Genomic DNA, 13,190 nt, shown 5'->3' on the forward strand with positions numbered 1-13,190 from the left:
TTAAAGAAGAAATCAATGGCCCGAGTGACCGCTGGGCTTGCGGACCTGGACCTCGATGTTTTTGGCGGGCATGTTTTGCGCGGGCATGGCAGCTGAACCGGCGCCCTTGGCGCGCGGTGCCTCGGGCATCGTCGCGTTGAATTCGTACGCGACCTGGCCTTTGGGATGCTTGAACCAACCTGGGTTCGAGTAGTCGCCGGGCCTCTGTCCCCTGCGCACCTTGACGACGCTGAACATGCCGCCCATCTCGACGGAGCCGAACGGGCCTTCGCCGCTCATCATTCGCGCGGTGTTGTCGGGCAGCGGCATCTCCATCTCGCCCATGTCGGCCATGCCGCGCTCGCCCATCACCATGTAGTCCGGGACCAGCTTGGTGATCTTCTTGACCACGTCACGGTGGTCCACGCCGATCATGGTCGGCACGTCATGGCCCATCGCGTTCATCGTGTGGTGGCTCTTGTGGCAATGGAAGGCCCAATCGCCCTCTTCGTCCGCAAGGAACTCGATCTGGCGCATCTGGCCGACCGCCACATCGGTCGTCACTTCGTGCCAGCGGCTGCTCTTCGGTGTCGGGCCGCCATCGGTCCCCGTGACCACGAACTCGTGGCCGTGCAGATGCATCGGGTGGTTCGTCATCGTCAGGTTGCCGAAGCGGATGCGCACCTTGTCGTTCAGCCGCACGTTGAGCGAATCGATGCCCGGAAAAATGCGGCTGTTCCAGGACCACAGGTTGAAGTCCAGCATGGTCATGATCTTGGGCGTCGCGCTGCCGGGCTCGATGTCGTAGGCATTGAGCAAGAAGACGAAGTCGCGGTCGACCTCGTCGATCAGCGGGTGCCTGGCCTTGGGATGCGTGACCCAGAAGCCCATCATCCCCATCGCCATCTGCGTCATCTCGTCCGCATGCGGGTGGTACATGAAGGTGCCAGGGCGGCGCGCGACGAACTCGTAGACGAAGGTCTTGCCGGGCTGGATGGCCGGCTGCGTCAGGCCGGTCACACCATCCATGCCGTTGGGAATGCGCTGGCCGTGCCAGTGGATGCTGGTGTGCTCGGGCAGTTTGTTGGTGACGAAGATGCGCACGCGGTCGCCCTCGACCACTTCGATGGTGGGCCCCGGCGACTGGCCGTTGTAGCCCCACAGGTGGGCCTTGAAGCCGGGCGCCATCTCGCGCACCACGGGCTCGGCCACCAGGTGGAACTCCTTGACGCCGCTGTTCATGCGCCAGGGCAGCGTCCAGCCATTGAGCGTGACGACGGGGTTGTATGACCGCCCGGTGGATGGCGCCAGCGGCGGCATCGTGTCGGGTTTCGTCTGGAGCACGGGCTCGGGCAAGGCAGCCATCGCCACCTTGCCGACCGAAGCGGCGGCGATGGCGCCCGTGATGGCGCCTGCACCGCTGAGAAAGTTGCGTCTGTTTGTCATGTTGATCCGTAGAAGGAGCGCCGCTCAGTGAGCGGCAGCGGCCGCAGGCGGTGCGCCTGCGCTGGCCGTCGGTGCCGTCATGGCCGAGGGCTTGCCGATCACGGACGCCGCAAGCGCTGCGTCCGCCAGCCAGAACTGCTGCTGCGCGTTGATGGCGTTGTTCACGCTCGCGATCTGGTCGCGGGCCTCGGCCAGCAGTTCGAAGACGCCGATCAGCATCCCGTTGTAGCGAAGCACGTTCTCGTCGGCCATGGCCTGGCGCAGCGGCACGATCTCGTCGCGGTAGTGGCGCGCGATGTCGTAGGCCGTGCGATAGGCGGAATAGCCTTCGCGCAGCTGCGAGGTCGCGCCGCGCACGGTGGCGTCGTAGCGGTTGGCCGCAGCGAGCGCCTGGGCGTTCAGCGCGTTGCGCTGGGCGGATCCCCAGTCGAAGAGCGGCAGCCGGATGTCGAGCTCGAAACCGCGCCGCGTCCCTCGGGTGCCCGCCGCGTTGTCGAACACCGTGTCCCGCCGGATGCCGGCCTCCACGTCGATGAAGGTCGACAGCAGGTTGATGCCCTGCGACTTCCCGGCGACGTCGAGTTGCGCTCGGGCTTGCTGCACATCCAGGCGTTGCTCGCTGGCGGTCGCAGCCACGTCGCGTGCTTCGCGAGGTGCCTTGGGCAGATCCGGCAGGCGCTCAGGCAGCTTCAGCTTGGCCGCCTGGGCATCGTCCAGGCCAAGGGCGCGGACCAGCTCTTCACGCGCGGCCGTAGCCGCGTGTCGCGCCGATGCAAGCTGCGTCGTGGCGTCTGCATAGAACACCTGCTGGCGTGCGCGCTGCAGCTTGCTGAAATTGCCGACGAGCTGCATGCGCCGTGCGAGTTCGGCGCTGGCCTCGGCCGACTCCTTGACCTGCTCTGCATACTGCAGCGACTGCTGGGCCGCCACGGCACGCACCCAGGCTTGCCGCACCTGCGTGACCTGGTCCACCACCGTGCCGCTCAACTGCACTTGCGCTTGCGCGGCCTGGCTTCGGGAAATCGAAAGCCGCTGGGGCAGCAGGATGAGATCGACCAGTCCGAAAGACAGCAAGCGCCCGATCTCGAGCTCGTCGCCGAGGCGCATGCGCTCGAAGCTGAACACGGGGTTGGTCAGCCGGCTCGTCTGGTTGGCCGCAGCAATGTCGGCCCAGCTTTGCGCGATGAGCGCCTGGACTGCAGGACTGTTCGCAAGTGCCAGGCGGACTGCATCATCCTGAGAAAGCGGCTTGCCGAGCAACTCCTCGGAAAGCGCCGTGCGGGCCTCCCGCTGCTCCCTGGTTCGACTCAGTTCGAGTTTCCCCCCGGTGAACTGCGAGGCGGAGGAATTCGTCTCCTTCAGCGCATCGTCGATTCCAACGGAAGCACAGCCGGCGAGGAATGCAGCGGCGAGTGCGATCGAGGCAATCTGCAGCGTTCGCCTCACGGCTTTTCCTTCGGGGGTGCTGCCATCGGCGTGGACATCGAATGCCCGGCGTGCGGGTCATCGGTTTCGCCGGCACCCTCCTTGGCGTAGGCGCGCCAGCCTCCGCGTTGATAAACGGTCTCGTTGGCCTCCTTCCAGGGAATGGGCTTTTCTTCGGCGAAAGGCTTGTAGCCCTCCATGGCCGAGCGGAAAGAAAGCGGTGCCGCGGCTTCGGTGGCGGCCGCGGTGTTTGGCGCAGGGCTGGTCTGAGCGCCCGCTGCAAGAGCAGCCAGGGCGGGCAAGGCAGCCAGCCATCGGGCCGGCAAGAAAGTGAACATGGGATCCTCGCGATGTTCATGAACGGCATGTCGTCAGCGAGCCCGCGAAGGGCGTGACGACACGAGCGATGCATGCGCGTCCGCGCGCCGGCAGCCGAGCTGCCGGACGCTGGACGCGGTTACGCGCGAGGAGGTTTGTGAGGAACGCTGGGCGAGACAGTCGCCATCGCGTGAAAAGGCTCTGCAAGGTCGGCCTGCGGGAGACCGTGAAGAAGGGATGTCCCGAGCGTCGGCATCATCGCGACCGAATGACACGCCGCGCAGTTGCCACATTTGTGGAACGCATCGGACTGGTCGTCCTGCGCGCTCTGAGCGACGTGATGGTCCTCGCCATCGTCGCCGCTCACATTCACGTGATGATGCTCGACGCCTTGCGGCGAGGCATGGTCGCGCTGGCTGTGATCGTGCACCACGCCGGCACTCATCTGCGCCGGCTCAGGTGCGCAAAACGCCATGGCCGCAGCCGCGTAGCCCTGAAAGGGCACTGCGAGCATCATGAGCCACAGCAGGATTGCGCGAAAGCTGACCATCGCTGAAATTGTAGTGGGCTTGTCAGGGGTTTGGCTATTCACCTAAGCCAGATACTGGCTACCGACCGCGTGCACGCGCGGGTTTGTTAGCAAGTTCCATGTGTGTGATGGTTGGCCTACCTTTCACGATTTCCGCCTGAAAGCGCACCTTGTCGCCGGGCTTTACCGCATCGAGCATCTTCTTGTTTCCGACGTCGAAAGCCATGGTCATCGCAGGCATCGCGAGATTGGGCAAATCCTCATGCTCCAAGACGATTTCACCGGATTCACGAAGGACGCGTTCGACAATGGCGTCCGTCAGCGGGAGCGAGGCAGTCTGACCGGGCTTGGCCGATTGCTTGGTCACTGACATCGCATTCGGGGATGTCTGCGTCTGGGCGCCGGCGGCCGTGAGCACCAGGCCGAGAGCCAGGAAAGAAGCGAATCTCATCCTGCGCCTCCAACGGTTGAACTGCCCGGGTAACTGGCAAAGACGCTATCCCGGCCTCGGCGATCAATGAGCAGCACCTTGTAGGGCTCGCGGCGGTTGCCGTACTCCATGCCAGGCGAACCAACGGGCATGCCAGGTACAGCGAGGCCGACGGCTTGCGGCTTCGTCGCCATCAGGCGCTTGATATCGGCCGCGGGCACATGACCTTCCAGGACATAGCCCTCCAGCGTCGCGGTATGGCAACCTGCCAAGCGCTCCGGCATTCCGAAGCGCCTGCGGATGCTGGACATGTCCGGAGTTTCCGTCACCCGCACGGAAAAACCGGCGGCCTTCAAATGGTCGACCCAAGCGCTGCAGCAACCGCACTCCGGGTTCTTGTAGACCTGGATCGGAGCAGCTGCAAGGGACTGGCCTGGCTGCAGGAAGGGGGTCGCTCCGATTGTGAAGAGGAATGAACGTCTTTTCATGTGAGTCCTTCGAGTGCGCTTGCTCGGTGGCGCCAGCGGTTTAGTCGATCACTCTGCTTGTGCGCAGACGCAGCGAGTTGGCAATGACGCTGACAGAAGACAGCGCCATCGCAGCCGCCGCAATCACCGGCGACAGGAGTATGCCGAAGAACGGGTAGAGCACGCCCGCCGCGAGCGGTATGCCGGCCGCGTTGTAGACGAAGGCGAAGAAGAGATTGGTTCGGATGTTCTTCATCGTCGCCTGTGACAGGCGACGGGCCCGCGCGATGCCCATGAGGTCGCCGTGTAGCAGCGTCACGCCTGAGCTCTCCATCGCCACGTCGGTGCCGGTTCCCATCGCGATGCCGACGTCCGCCGCGGCCAGTGCAGGGGCGTCGTTGACGCCATCGCCAGCCATGGCCACGGTGCGGCCTTCGGTCTTCAAGCGCTGGACGACCGACGACTTGTCCTGCGGGAGAACGTCTGCGATCACCTCGTCGATGCCGAGCTGGCGCGCGACGGCTTGCGCAGTGATTCGCCCGTCACCCGTGAGCATGACTACCCGTATGCCTTCCGCACGCAGCGCCGCAATGGCGGTCGCCTCGGTCGCGACGACCGGCTCGAGCGCCATTCCACAGATAGGGCAGCTTCCAGGCCCCATCTGACGAACCTGTGGGTGCATGGGGCAGGTGTACTCGACGTTCGCACCGCCGCCCGTCTTTATCGCAGCGCCGCGGTGACCACCAGACCCACCTCCGGCATCCCGGCCATCAGCACCGTGGTCTCGATGATCGTGTTGTCCGTGCGAAGCTTCCTCGGGAGTCGCGATGGGCGCGGTCGGATGGCGGGAATGTGGATTCATTGAGACCTCTTGTATTGTCAGTCTCGACCCTCCAACCATAGGAAGGTCAACAGGCTTCTGGTATCGGCCGCAGGCTAGGTCGCTAGGACTTGAGCCTTGGACCTGTGATGGCAGTCTGCGAACCCGCTGAGCTCGGCGAGTTCGTCGATGATGGGGCAGTCCGGCCGCTGGTCTCCCTGGCAGCAGTCCGCCAGCCGCTCCAGCGTGCGCTTCATGCTTTCCATCTCTTCGATACGCCGGCTGAGGTCGTCGGCATGCGTCAGAGCAATGCGTTTGACGTCGGAGCTTGCGCGGCGCTTGTTCCGCCACAGCTTCAACAGCTCAGAAATCTCGGCCATGCTGAAGTCGAAAGAGCGTCCGCGCCGAATGAACCGCAGCATGTGCACATCCTTCTCGGTGTACTGGCGATAGCCCGAGTCCGTGCTGCCGACCTTGGACAACAGTCCAAGCGATTCGTAGTGACGGATCATCTTGGCATTGACCCCGCAACGGGCGGATGCCTGACCGATATTGAACGGCCCATCAAAGGTGCTGCACATCACGCACCTCCTTTCCAGCGCCGCGACGCATGCTGTTGCTCATCGACATCTCCTGTCTTTAGATTTCCGATTCAGGAAATATCAACTCTCCCATCATGGGAAGGTCAATCCGACATGTACGAACCCCACCTTTTTTCAGGGTTAAGCAGGCCTTGGGGACTACTTGAGCGGCAATTTCAGGATGCTTCCGCTTGCTGCCGCAGATGCATCAACATGCCCCGACACATGTGAGTCACTCATGGGTCGTTCCGCCCTTCGCGATCTGCGTCCAGGTCCGACCCTGGTCCTTGCTGAGAAACACGCTTCGCTTGAAGGTGGCGATCGCGATCTCTTCGCGCCGAACAGGGTTCTGCGCGATGTACGCCACAGCATCGTCTGTCGGCGCTGGGATCGGCACCTCTTCGGCCTTGGCCCTGGCCTTCAATACGATCCTCGCCAGCACCGCCTTGTCGGCATAGGTACTGAACCACAAGTGCTGCCCATCCAGATCGAAGCTTTCGGCAGTCACCATGCCGCCGACCAGCCGCTCGAAGCTCTCCGCCGAATTCCGGGACAGATAGAGTCCCTCGTCCGTGCCCGCGGCGACGACGGCAGCGTTGGTGGGATGCACGGCCAGGCTATGGAGCCAGCGCCCCAGTCCCTTGGCCGCGGCGCGTCGCCACCTGAGGCCGTCGGTCCGCGTGTGGTAGATGCCGACTTGGCTCATGCGGGTGTTTGCCTCTTTGTTGGCCACGTACACGGCGTTGGTCGCGAAGCTGGTTGCCAGTATGTGGAAGTCCGACTCGCCCGTGAGCCCGAGCTGCTGCCAGGTTTTGCCGCCGTCGCTGCTCTTGATCAGGCCAAAGGGATCGGTCAGCTCGGAACCCGGCGCCGGGTGCCCGCTGCTGTACAGCGCATCGCGCGTGGCGGAGAAGCCCATGTAGTCGTGCGCCGGCCCCTCCGCCTTGGACCAATGCCCGTCCGCGTACACGGCAAGGCCATGGTGGCTGGGGATCAGGAGCTGCTTTCCGTCAGCGCTATAGGACAGCCCGTGGACGTGAGTCAGGGTCACCGGTTGGCCGGCGCGAACCGGCGGCGCCGCGAGGACGCCAAGTGCGCATGCGAGCATCCAGGCGTGGAGAGTCTGTCGTTGGGCGAGGCTCGCACGAATCATCTGAGGCCTCCGGTCCTCGTCATGATGATTTGTGTATCGGCAGGTAGAACAGTTCCTCGCCACGCAAACCAGCTTCTTGATCCGGCACCTAGACTGTCGAGTCCACCTGCAAGATTTGGCGCTTGGCAGCAACAGGATGGCGGCCCGCAAATCCGGTGAGGTCGGCGAGCTCGTCAATGATCGGACAGTCTGGCCGCTCGTTTCCCTGACAGCAATCCGCCAGCCGCTCCAGCGTGCGCTTCATGCTTTCCATCTCTTCGATGCGCCGGCCGAGATCTTCCGCATGTGCGAGCGCGATGCGCTTGACGTCAGCGCTTGCACGGCGCTTGTTCTGCCACAGCTTCAGCAGCTCGGCAATCTCGGCCATGCTGAAGCCGAGCGTGCGCCCTCGCCGGATGAAGCGCAGCGTGTGCACATCGTTCCCGGTGTACTGGCGGTAGCCCGAGTCCGTCCGGCTGATCTTGGGCAACAGGCCGAGAGATTCGTAGTGCCGGATCATCTTGGCGTTGACCCCCGAGCGGGTGGCTGCATCGCCGATGTTGAACGGCCCCGCAAAAGTACTGCTCATCACGCACCTCCTTTCCAGCGCCGCAGGAGCAGCGCATTGCTCACCACGCTCACGCTGCTGAAGGCCATCGCCGCGCCGGCGATCACCGGGCTCAGCAGGCCGAAGGCCGCGAGCGGGATGCCGACCACGTTGTAGACGAAGGCCCAGAACAGGTTCTGCCGGATCTTGGCGTAGGTGCGGCGCGAGATGTCGATCGCGTCGCTCACCAGCGCCGGGTCGCCGCGCATCAGCGTGATGCCGGCCGCATGCATCGCGACGTCGGTGCCGGTGGACATCGCGATGCCGACGTCGGCCGCGGCCAGCGCCGGCGCATCGTTGATGCCGTCGCCCACCATCGCAACGCGCTGGCCCTCGGCCTTGAGCTGCGCGACCACGGCGGCCTTGTCTTCGGGCAGCACCTCGGCGCGCACGGTGTCGATCTTCAGCAGCTTCGCCACCGCCTCGGCGCTGCCGCGGTTGTCGCCGGTGACCAGCGCCGTGCGGATGCCCTGCGCGTGCAGTTGTTCGATGGCGGCCGCGGCATTCGCCTTCGGCGCATCGCCGAAGGCAAGGAGGCCGATCAGCTTCGGACCTTCGCTGACGTCGGCCAGCCAGGACACGGTGCGGCCTTCGGCCTGCAGCTGCGAGGCGCGCGCGTCGAGCTTGCCCAGCGGCACCGAGAGCTCGCGCATGAAACGCGTGCTGCCCAGACGCAGCGCGCGGCCCTCGACCGTGGCCGCCATGCCGCGCCCGGCCGCGGCGCGCACTTCGCCGGCGCGCGGGATCGCGAGGCCCATCTGCTGCGCTCGCGCGAGCACCGCGCGCGCCAGCGGATGCTCGCTGCCCGCCTGGATGGCTGCGCTTGCGCGCAGCAGGGCGGTTGCATCGCCGTCCACCGCTTCGAAGGCCGCCAGTTCCGGCCGACCTTCGGTCAGCGTGCCCGTCTTGTCGAAGGCAACGATCTTCACGCTGTGCGCCACTTCGAGCGCCTCGGCGTCCTTGATCAGCACCCCGTGGCGCGCGGCCACGCCGGTGCCGGCCATGATCGCGGTCGGCGTCGCCAGACCCAGCGCGCAGGGGCAGGCGATCACGAGCACGGCCACCGCATTGAGGATCGCGGCTTCCCAGTCGCCCGTGCCCAAGCCCCAGCCGAGCACGGTCACGAGCGCGATGCCGATGACGATCGGCACGAAGACGCTGCTGACCCGGTCGACCAGGCGCTGGATCGGCGCCTTCTTCGCTTGCGCGGATTCGACCAGCCGCACGATGCGCGCGAGCGTCGATTCCGCGCCCACCGCGGTGGTCCGGACGACGAGCAGGCCCTGGCCGTTGACGGCACCGCCGGTCACCGCGTCGTCCACCTGTTTGGCGACCGGCAGGCTTTCGCCGGTGATCAGCGACTCGTCGACCTCGCTCGCGCCCTCGGCCACGAGGCCGTCCACCGGCACGCGCTCGCCGGGCCGCACGACCACCAGGTCGCCGACCTGGACCTGCCCGAGCGCGACGTCCCGGTCCACGCCGTTGCGGCGCACGCGGGCGCGCTCCGGACGCAATGCATTCAAGGCGCGGATCGCCTCGGTGGTCTGGCGCTTGGCCCGCGTCTCCAGCCACTTGCCCAGAAGCACCAGCGTGATCACCACCGCCGAGGCCTCGAAGTACAGATGCGGCGGCATGCCGTGGCCCGCATGGGTATAGAGCAGGTAGACGCTCAGCCCGTAGCCGGCCGTGGTGCCGAGGGCCACCAGCAGATCCATGTTGCCGGCGCCAGCCTTCAGGGCTTTCCATCCGGCGCGGTAGAAGCGCGCTCCGAGCCAGAACTGCACCGGTGTCGCCAGCGCGAGCTGCAGCCAGCCGTCGAGCATCCACGCGCTGCCGAACAGGAGGCCCAACATCGGCAGCATCAGCGGCGCCGAGAGCAGGGCCGCCACCGCGACCGGCCACCAGTCGGGCCAGCGGCGAGCGACCGTGGCCGGCGCAACGGGCGCCTCCTCCTCGACCTCGTGCGCGGCATAGCCCGCCTTCTGAACGGCGGCGATCAGGCTGTGCACGTCGAGCGAGCGGTCGGCGAACGCGACCTCTGCCTTCTCTGTGGCCAGGTTCACCGTCGCGGAAGCCACGCCCGGCACTTTGGCCAGCGCCTTCTCGACGCGCGAGACGCAGGATGCGCAGGTCATGCCCTCGATCTGCAGACTCAGCGTCTGCTCGCCGGCGTCGTGGCTCGATGCGGGCGGCCGTAGCGCCAGGCTGTCGTTCATGAACTCTCCTATTTCCAGACGGTGTTGCAGCTGGCAAGGAGCTTCAACCTTCCCATGATGGGAGAGTCAAATGATCTCACGGGACAACCTTGTTCCGTGCGCGGTCTACGGGTGGTCCGTTCTCGCCGGCTGCCGTTTAATCTGGCTGTGGAAAGGTAAACGAAAGTATTAGACGCGACGAAGCGCGCCGGGGAGATGCGATGGGAGATTGCACCGCGATTGCCATGCCGTCCTCTGCAACCCATAGGCTGTGGATGGATGACCCTGCAAGTTTTTCGACCTACAGGATTGCTACGTTGCATCACAACCTGCACGAGCATCCTCTGTTTCAGATGCGCGAACTCGCGAAGCTCGCCAAGGAGCTCGTCCCGTTCAGCCAGTGCCGGTTCATGCGGCCGGACATCACCCCGGCTTCCAAGATCGCGCACGACAGCCTGCATCCGGACGGGCGCAGCATCGACGAGTGTTTCGAGCGCATCGAAGAGCTGAATTCGTGGCTCGCCCTCTACAACATCGAAGTCATTCCGCGCTACCAGGCCTTGCTGTTCGATATCGTCGACACCATGCGCTTCTATGTGGAACGCGAGCAGCCGGACATCTTTCGGGTGAACGGCTTCGTCTTCATCACGGTGCCGCCCTCGGTGACGCCCTTCCACATCGATCGCGAGAACAACTTCTGGCTGCAGTTGCATGGGCGCAAGACGCTGTACGTCTGGGACCATGCGGATCGCAGCATCGTGCCGGCCGAGGCGGTGGAGGATTTCATCGTCACCCATTCGCTCAGGAAGGTGCGCTTCAAGGAGGAGTTCAGGCCTCTCAGCCACGAGTTCAACGCCCGTCCGGGAGACGGCGTCTATTTCCCGAGCACCTCGCCGCACATGACGAGTTCCGATACCGCCTGGACCTCCCCGGGTGACCGCGTGTCGATCTCGGTCGGCGTGACCTTCTACACCTCGGTCACGCGCATGACCGCTCGCGTCCACCAAGTGAACCGGGTCTTGCGCAGGTGCGGCCTCTCGCCCGCCTACCCCGGCGAGTCGCCCGCGGCGGACGCACTCAAGGCGCCCGTGGGCCGGCTGATCGGTGCGGCGCGATCTTCGATCGTCAAGAGGATCGGGCCGGCCGCGCGCTTCAAGCTGTCGACGGCGCCGCCGCCGGGCTCCTACTAAGAAGCACTACCCGCCCCCCATGCTTCATGCGCCAGGGTCGGGCCTGCCCGATGAACAACTACTGAGCGCGAAGCCTCAGCGGCGCATCGTTTCCCGCCGCGTGACCGGCGGCGCGTTGTTGCCCCACGAGCCGCGGATGTAGGTCAGCACGGCGGCGATGCCGTCGTCGTCGAGCACATGGCCGAAGGGCGGCATGCCGTAGGGCCGTGGATTGCCGGCGGTGGAGGGCAGGAAACCGCCGTGGCGCAGTGCCTGCACCAGGTTGACCGTTGAATCCATCTTGACCGTGCGGCTGCCCGCCAGAGCCGGGTAGGCACCCTCGGCGCCTTGGCCCGCGTCGCCATGGCAGTAGGCGCATTGCTGGTCGTAGATCTTGGCGCCGCGCGCCATCACGCCGGCATCGCGGCGCGCGGGCGCTGTCGCTGTCGCTGCAGCAGTCGGCGCGCGTTCGGGCAACTGCTTCAGGAACACCGCCATCGCCTGCAGATCGGCCTCGCTCAGGTGCTGGGTGCTGCGGTACACCACGTCGGCCATCGGCCCCATGACCGAGCCGCGCGGCGAAGTGCCGTTCTTGAGCAGGGCGACCACGTGCTGCGTGTCCCAGTCGGCCACGCCGGCCTCGCGCTTCGAGTTCAGCGAAGGCGCATACCAGTTCTCGACCGGGCCGCCCGCGAGGCCCAGCTTCTCCTCGGTGGCGCCCAGCACGTTGCGCGTGCCGTGGCAGGCGATGCAGTGGCCGAGGCCGTCGACCAGGTAGGCGCCGCGGTTCCATTCGGCCGGCTTCGCCGGATCGGGAACGAAGCCGCCGGGCGAGAAGAAGAGCGCGCGCCACACCGCGAGTGCCGCTTGCGTGTCGTAGGGAAAGCGCAGCTTGTGCGGCGTGTTCGGCGCCGGCGCGGGCGGCACGGTCCGCAGGTAGGCGTAGATCGCGTCCGAATCCTCGCGCGACACGCGCGTGAAGTTCGGATAGGGGAAGGCCGGGTACAGCAGGCGTCCGTCCTTCGAACGTCCGTTGTGCATGGCGCGCCAGAAATGCGCCGCGCTCCAGCTGCCGATGCCGGCGCTTTCGTCGGGCGTGAGGTTGCTTGCGTGCACGGTGCCGAAGGGCGTGTCGATGCCGAGCCCGCCGGCATAGGGCGCGCCGCCGCGCGTCGTGTGGCAGCCGGCGCAGTTCCCGGCCAGCGCGAGATAGCGGCCGCGTTCGACCTGGGCCGGCGTGGCACTGAAGGCTGCAGGGACGTCGGGCAGCTTGTCTTCGCCGCGCAGGTTGAACGCGACGATCGCAAGCGCGGCCAGCACCAGCAGCGCGAGTACCCCAAGCAGCGCGTAGAGGAGGCGTCGCATGGCTAGGGCCCCATCGCGCTGCAAGGGATCGGCAGGGGTCCCGGCAGCGCGGATGCGGGCTTGGGATTCGCCGGCACCGGCTGCAGGGCCAGCCAGCTCGCCACCGCGTTGATGTCGGCCGGGTTCAGCTTGCGTCCCACCTTGGCCATGCAATCGGGCGGCAGCGCATGGCGGCCGTTGTTGAGCCAGTCGCCGAGCTGCGACGCGAGGTAAAGGCGAGGCAGGCCGAGCAGCGAGGGAATGGCGGGCGCCACACCGGTGAGCGCTTCGCCATGGCATTGCGCGCAGGCCGGAATGCCGCGCCGCGCATCGCCCTGGAGGGCGAGGGTCTTGCCGTGCTGCAGGCTTTGCTCCGACGCGTCGGAGCGGGTCGGCACGGGTGGATAGGGCAGGTCGAGCCCGGCGAAGTAGCCTGCGATCTCGCGCAGGTAGGCATCCGAGAGGTGACGCACCATGTGGACCATGTCGCTGTTGAAGCGCCGGCCGTCGCGAAAGCTCAGCAGCTGGTTGTAGAGGTAGCCCTCGGGCTTGCCGGCCAGGCGCGGGAAGTAGCCCGCGTTGGTGCTGGCGCCTTCGCGGCCGTGGCAGGCAATGCAGGCTGCCACGCGCTGCTCGATGGTGTCGGGGACGCGGGTGGGTGTCGCGGCGGCGGCAGGCGGCAGCGGCGCGAGACTGCAGGCGGCGAACAGCAAGGCGCGCCAGTAGCGTGGGATGTTCATGGGTTGCG

Annotated in this window: 13 protein-coding genes and 2 pseudogenes; 2 read left to right on the forward strand and 13 right to left on the reverse strand. The window is 66.0% G+C overall.

Annotation, left to right across the window (positions count from 1 at the left end; all coding sequences use genetic code 11):
* Window positions 1-12: 12 nt before the first annotated feature.
* Genes ACSQ86_RS09015 through ACSQ86_RS09025 form a run of 3 tightly spaced genes read right to left on the reverse strand, consistent with a single transcriptional unit; the run spans window position 13 to window position 3,188 of the window.
* Window positions 13-1,425 carry a multicopper oxidase family protein gene (locus ACSQ86_RS09015; protein ID WP_093102142.1) on the reverse strand — a complete coding sequence of 471 codons (1,413 nt, stop codon included), beginning with the start codon at window positions 1,423-1,425 and terminating at the stop codon, window positions 13-15.
* A 24-nt stretch (window positions 1,426-1,449) separates the two neighbouring features.
* Window positions 1,450-2,871 carry a TolC family protein gene (locus tag ACSQ86_RS09020; protein WP_436303381.1) on the reverse strand — a complete coding sequence of 474 codons (1,422 nt, stop codon included), beginning with the start codon at window positions 2,869-2,871 and terminating at the stop codon, window positions 1,450-1,452.
* Complete coding sequence (locus tag ACSQ86_RS09025; RefSeq protein ID WP_436308774.1) at window positions 2,868-3,188, reverse strand: hypothetical protein; 321 nt, start codon at window positions 3,186-3,188, stop codon at window positions 2,868-2,870. Before ACSQ86_RS09025 ends, ACSQ86_RS09020 begins: the two co-directional genes overlap by 4 nt.
* Window positions 3,189-3,436: 248 nt before the next feature.
* Here ACSQ86_RS09025 and ACSQ86_RS09030 point away from each other — a divergent pair, with 248 nt between their 5' ends.
* A complete protein-coding gene (locus ACSQ86_RS09030) occupies window positions 3,437-3,724 on the forward strand; it encodes a hypothetical protein (RefSeq protein WP_436303383.1) in 288 nt (95 codons plus the stop codon).
* Window positions 3,725-3,776: 52 nt separating this feature from the next.
* Here the strand turns inward: ACSQ86_RS09030 and ACSQ86_RS09035 are convergent, their stop codons facing one another.
* From ACSQ86_RS09035 to ACSQ86_RS09070, 8 genes and pseudogenes are all read right to left on the reverse strand, one after another.
* Window positions 3,777-4,148: a copper-binding protein gene (locus tag ACSQ86_RS09035; protein WP_436303384.1), complete on the reverse strand. Its 372-nt coding sequence runs from the start codon at window positions 4,146-4,148 to the stop codon at window positions 3,777-3,779.
* Entirely contained in the window at window positions 4,145-4,615 is a 471-nt protein-coding gene (locus ACSQ86_RS09040) for a DUF411 domain-containing protein (protein WP_436303385.1), read from the reverse strand. Before ACSQ86_RS09040 ends, ACSQ86_RS09035 begins: the two co-directional genes overlap by 4 nt.
* Window positions 4,616-4,655: 40 nt before the next feature.
* Window positions 4,656-5,216 (reverse strand): annotated as a pseudogene (locus ACSQ86_RS09045) (HAD-IC family P-type ATPase); the annotation flags it as partial.
* 3 nt (window positions 5,217-5,219) lie between these two features.
* Window positions 5,220-5,495: pseudogene (locus ACSQ86_RS09050) on the reverse strand (heavy metal-binding domain-containing protein); the annotation flags it as partial.
* Window positions 5,496-5,530: 35 nt separating this feature from the next.
* Window positions 5,531-5,995, reverse strand: coding sequence for a Cu(I)-responsive transcriptional regulator (gene cueR, locus ACSQ86_RS09055; protein ID WP_436308775.1), 465 nt, complete (start codon window positions 5,993-5,995; stop codon window positions 5,531-5,533).
* A 232-nt stretch (window positions 5,996-6,227) separates the two neighbouring features.
* Complete coding sequence (locus tag ACSQ86_RS09060) at window positions 6,228-7,148, reverse strand: F510_1955 family glycosylhydrolase (protein ID WP_093102150.1); 921 nt, start codon at window positions 7,146-7,148, stop codon at window positions 6,228-6,230.
* 88 nt (window positions 7,149-7,236) lie between these two features.
* Window positions 7,237-7,716: a Cu(I)-responsive transcriptional regulator gene (gene cueR / locus ACSQ86_RS09065; protein ID WP_436308776.1), complete on the reverse strand. Its 480-nt coding sequence runs from the start codon at window positions 7,714-7,716 to the stop codon at window positions 7,237-7,239.
* Entirely contained in the window at window positions 7,716-9,950 is a 2,235-nt protein-coding gene (locus ACSQ86_RS09070; protein WP_436308777.1) for a heavy metal translocating P-type ATPase, read from the reverse strand. Before ACSQ86_RS09070 ends, cueR (ACSQ86_RS09065) begins: the two co-directional genes overlap by 1 nt.
* Window positions 9,951-10,246: 296 nt before the next feature.
* Between ACSQ86_RS09070 and ACSQ86_RS09075 the strand changes: the two genes are divergently transcribed.
* Complete coding sequence (locus ACSQ86_RS09075; protein WP_436308778.1) at window positions 10,247-11,119, forward strand: JmjC domain-containing protein; 873 nt, start codon at window positions 10,247-10,249, stop codon at window positions 11,117-11,119.
* A 75-nt stretch (window positions 11,120-11,194) separates the two neighbouring features.
* On the opposite strand, the gene ACSQ86_RS09080 is transcribed toward ACSQ86_RS09075, so the two are convergent.
* Window positions 11,195-12,463, reverse strand: coding sequence for a c-type cytochrome (locus ACSQ86_RS09080; protein WP_436308779.1), 1,269 nt, complete (start codon window positions 12,461-12,463; stop codon window positions 11,195-11,197).
* A gap of 2 nt (window positions 12,464-12,465) precedes the next feature.
* Window positions 12,466-13,182, reverse strand: coding sequence for a c-type cytochrome (locus ACSQ86_RS09085; RefSeq protein WP_436303395.1), 717 nt, complete (start codon window positions 13,180-13,182; stop codon window positions 12,466-12,468).
* Window positions 13,183-13,190: the final 8 nt, after the last annotated feature.

This window comes from Variovorax sp. LjRoot130, from assembly GCF_964253755.1.
Classification (GTDB): Bacteria; Pseudomonadota; Gammaproteobacteria; order Burkholderiales; family Burkholderiaceae_C; genus Variovorax.